Source organism: Pseudomonas sp. 05N431 (genome assembly GCF_056397005.1).
In genome coordinates this window covers 1-4,785 of record NZ_JBFTMN010000039.1, presented here as the reverse complement: position 1 = coordinate 4,785, position 4,785 = coordinate 1, and the positions used below count along the sequence as shown (strand labels likewise).

At 61.6% G+C, this 4,785-nt stretch carries 1 protein-coding gene; it reads left to right on the top strand.

Annotation, left to right across the window (positions count from 1 at the left end; all coding sequences use genetic code 11):
- The coding region (locus AC1DIG_RS29095; RefSeq protein ID WP_477770080.1) for a beta strand repeat-containing protein at positions 1-4,785 on the top strand (4,785 nt) is incomplete at both ends.

Here is a 4,785-nt window from a genome sequence, read left to right as displayed (position 1 = left end):
GGCACCGCGATGAGCGTGACGCTGAGCAACGGCGCGGTGATCAACATCGAGGCCGGTAAAACCACCGGCTCCGTGGTGGTCGACACCCCGGCGAACGACGTCTACAAGAACGGCAGCACGGTCAGTACCACCATCGAAAGCACCAGCGGCGGCAACTTCGAACAGCTGACCCCGAGCACGACGCCGGCGGTGACCACCATCACCGACTCGATCGATAACACCGGCCTGACGCTCACCGCCRACAACASCATTACCGAAGGCGGSCAGATCACTTACACCGCGACGCTGAGCAACCCGGCTGGCACCGCGATGAGCGTCACCCTGAGCAACGGCGCGGTGATCAACATCGACGCCGGTAAAACCACCGGCTCCGTGGTGGTCGACACCCCGGCGAACGACGTCTACAAGAACGGCAGCACCGTCAGCACCACCATCGAAAGCACCACCGGTGGCAACTTCGAGCAGTTGACCCCGAGCAGCACCCCGGCGGTCACCACCATCACCGACTCGATCGACAATACCGGCCTGACGCTCACCGCCAACAACAGCATTACCGAAGGTGGCCAGATCACCTACACCGCGACGCTGACCAATCCGGCTGGTACGCCGATGAGCGTGACCCTGTCGAATGGCGCCGTGATCAACATCGACGCCGGTAAAACCACTGGTTCCGTAGTGGTCGACACTCCAGCGAATGACGTTTACAAAAACGGCAGCACGGTCAGCACCACCATCGAAAGCACCAGCGGCGGCAACTTCGAACAGCTGACTCCAAGCAGCACGCCAGCGGTCACCACCATTACCGATTCGATCGATAACACCGGGCTGTCCCTGGCGGCCACAGGTTCGGTCACCGAAGGCGGGCAGATCACCTACACCGCGACCCTGAGCAACCCGGCCGGCACCGCGATGAGCGTCACCCTGTCGAACGGCGCGGTGATCAATATCGAGGCCGGTAAAACCACCGGCTCCGTGGTGATCGACACCCCGGCCAATGACGTCTACAAAAATGGCAGCACCGTCAGCACTACCATCGAAAGCACCAGCGGTGGCAACTTCGAGCAGTTGACCCCAAGCACCACCCCGGCCGTCACCATCATCACCGACTCGATCGACAACACCGGACTGAGCCTGACGGCGACCGGTTCGGTCACCGAAGGCGGGCAGATCACTTACACCGCGACGCTGACCAATCCGGCTGGTACGCCGATGAGCGTGACGCTGAGCAACGGCGCCGTGATCAACATCGAAGCCGGTAAGACTTCCGGCAGCGTGGTGGTTGATACCCCGGCCAATGACGTCTACAAGAACGGCAGCACGGTCAGCACCACCATCGAAAGCACCAGCGGCGGCAACTTCGAACAGTTGACCCCAAGCAGCACCCCGGCGGTGACCACCATCACCGATTCGATCGACAACACCGGCCTGACACTCACCGCCAACAACAGCATTACCGAAGGTGGCCAGATCACCTACACCGCGACGCTGACCAATCCGGCCGGCACCGCGATGAGCGTCACGCTGTCGAACGGCGCCGTGATCAATATCGAGGCCGGTAAAACCAGCGGTTCGGTGGTGGTCGACACCCCGGCGAACGACGTTTACAAAAACGGCAGCACCGTCAGCACCACCATCGAGAGCACCACTGGCGGCAACTTCGAACAGCTGACTCCAAGCACCACCCCAGCGGTCACCACCATTACCGATTCGATCGATAACACCGGGCTGTCCCTGGCGGCGACCGGTTCGGTCACCGAAGGTGGGCAGATCACCTACACCGCGACCCTGACCAATCCAGCCGGCACCGCGATGACTGTCACCTTGTCGAACGGTGCGGTGATCAACATTGAAGCCGGTAAAACCAGCGGCTCGGTGGTGGTCGATACCCCGGCGAACGACGTTTACAAAAACGGCAGCACCGTCAGCACTACCATCGAAAGCACCACCGGTGGCAATTTCGAGCAACTGACCCCAAGCACGACGCCGGCGGTTACGACGATCACCGACTCGATCGACAATACCGGGCTGAGCCTGACGGCGACCGGTTCGGTCACCGAAGGTGGGCAGATCACTTACACCGCGACGCTGACCAATCCGGCCGGCACCTCGATGAGCGTCACCCTGTCGAACGGAGCGGTGATCAACATCGAGGCCGGTAAGACTTCCGGCTCGGTGGTGGTCGACACTCCAGCGAACGACGTCTACAAGAACGGCAGCACCGTCAGCACTACCATCGAAAGCACCACCGGTGGCAACTTCGAACAGCTGACCCCAAGCAGCACACCGGCGGTTACGACGATTACCGATTCGATCGATAACACCGGCCTGACGCTGACCGCCAACACCAGCATTACCGAAGGTGGGCAGATCACTTACACCGCGACGCTGACCAATCCGGCCGGCACCTCGATGAGCGTCACCCTGTCGAACGGAGCGGTGATCAACATCGAGGCCGGCAAGACTTCCGGCAGTGTGGTGGTTGATACCCCGGCGAATGACGTCTACAAAAATGGCAGCACCGTCAGCACCACCATCGAGAGCACCACCGGTGGCAACTTCGAGCAGTTGACCCCGAGCAGCACGCCGGCCGTCACGACGATTACCGACTCGATCGATAACACCGGGTTGAGCCTGACCGCGAATGGTTCGGTGGTTGAAGGCGGGCAGATCACCTACACCGCGACGCTGACCAATCCGGCCGGTACACCGATGAGCGTCACGCTGAGCAACGGCGCGGTGATCAACATCGAGGCCGGCAAGACTTCCGGCAGTGTGGTGGTTGATACCCCGGCCAATGACGTTTACAAAAATGGCAGCACCGTCAGCACCACCATCGAAAGCACCACCGGCGGCAATTTCGAGCAGTTGACCCCGAGCAGCACGCCGGCCGTTACGACGATTACCGACTCGATCGACAACACCGGCCTGTCCCTGGCGGCCACCGGTTCGGTCACCGAAGGTGGCCAGATCACCTACACCGCGACCCTGACCAACCCGGCCGGCACCGCGATGAGCGTCACCCTGTCCAACGGTGCGGTGATCAACATCGAAGCCGGCAAAACCACCGGTTCGGTGGTGGTCGACACCCCGGCCAACGACGTCTACAAGAACGGCAGTACCGTCAGCACCACCATCGAAAGCACCAGCGGCGGCAATTTCGAACAGCTGACTCCAAGCACCACCCCGGCCGTCACCACCGTCACCGACTCGATCGATAACACTGGCCTGAGCCTGACCGCGAATGGTTCGGTGGTTGAAGGCGGGCAGATCACCTACACCGCGACGCTGACCAACCCAGCTGGCACCGCGATGAGCGTGACGCTGAGCAACGGCGCGGTGATCAACATCGAGGCCGGTAAAACCATCGGCAGCGTAGTGGTCGACACTCCGGCGAATGACGTTTACAAAAACGGCAGCACCGTCAGCACCACCATCGAAAGCACCACCGGCGGCAATTTCGAGCAGTTGACCCCGAGCACCACCCCGGCCGTTACGACGATCACCGACTCGATCGACAATACCGGGCTGAGCCTGACGGCGACCGGTTCGGTCACCGAAGGTGGTCAGATCACTTACACCGCCACGCTGACCAACCCGGCCGGCACCGCGATGAGTGTCACCCTGTCGAACGGTGCGGTGATCAACATTGAAGCCGGTAAAACCAGCGGCTCGGTGGTGGTCGATACCCCGGCGAACGACGTTTACAAAAACGGTAGCACCGTCAGCACTACCATCGAAAGCACCACCGGTGGCAATTTCGAGCAGCTGACCCCGAGCACCACTCCGGCCGTTACGACGATCACCGACTCGATCGACAATACCGGGCTGAGCCTGACGGCGACCGGTTCGGTCACCGAAGGTGGTCAGATCACTTACACCGCGACGCTGACCAATCCGGCCGGCACGCCGATGACTGTCACGCTGAGCAATGGCGCCGTCATCAACATCGAAGCCGGTAAAACCACCGGCTCCGTGGTGGTCGACACCCCGGCGAACGACGTTTACAAAAACGGCAGCACCGTCAGCACTACCATCGAAAGCACCACCGGTGGCAATTTCGAGCAGTTGACCCCGAGCACCACCCCGGCCGTTACGACGATCACCGACTCGATCGACAATACCGGGCTGAGCCTGGCGGCGACCGGTTCGGTCACCGAAGGTGGGCAGATCACCTACACCGCGACCCTGACCAACCCAGCCGGCACCGCGATGAGCGTTACCCTGAGCAACGGCGCGGTGATCAACATCGAAGCCGGTAAAACCAGCGGCAGCGTAGTGGTCGACACCCCGGCGAATGACGTCTACAAAAATGGCAGCACCGTCAGCACCACCATCGAGAGCACCACTGGCGGCAACTTCGAACAGCTGACTCCAAGCACCACCCCAGCGGTCACCACCATTACCGATTCGATCGACAATACCGGTCTCAGCCTGACGGCGACCGGCTCTGTGGCTGAAGGCGGTCAGATTACCTACACCGCGACCCTGACCAATGCCGCCGGCACGCCGGTGACCGTGACCCTGAGCAACGGCGCCGTAATCAACATCGACGCCGGCAAAACCACCGGCACCGTAGTGGTCGATGCACCCAAAGACGACGTCTACCTCGATGCCGGCAAGGTCCAGGCAACGATCACCACCGCCACCGGCGGCAACTTCGAGAACCTGGTCACCAGCAATACACCAGCGGTCACCAACGTCACCGACACCATCGACACCTCGACGGTGAAACTGACCGCCACCGATTCGGCAGCAGAAGGCGGCACCGTCACCTACACCGCCACC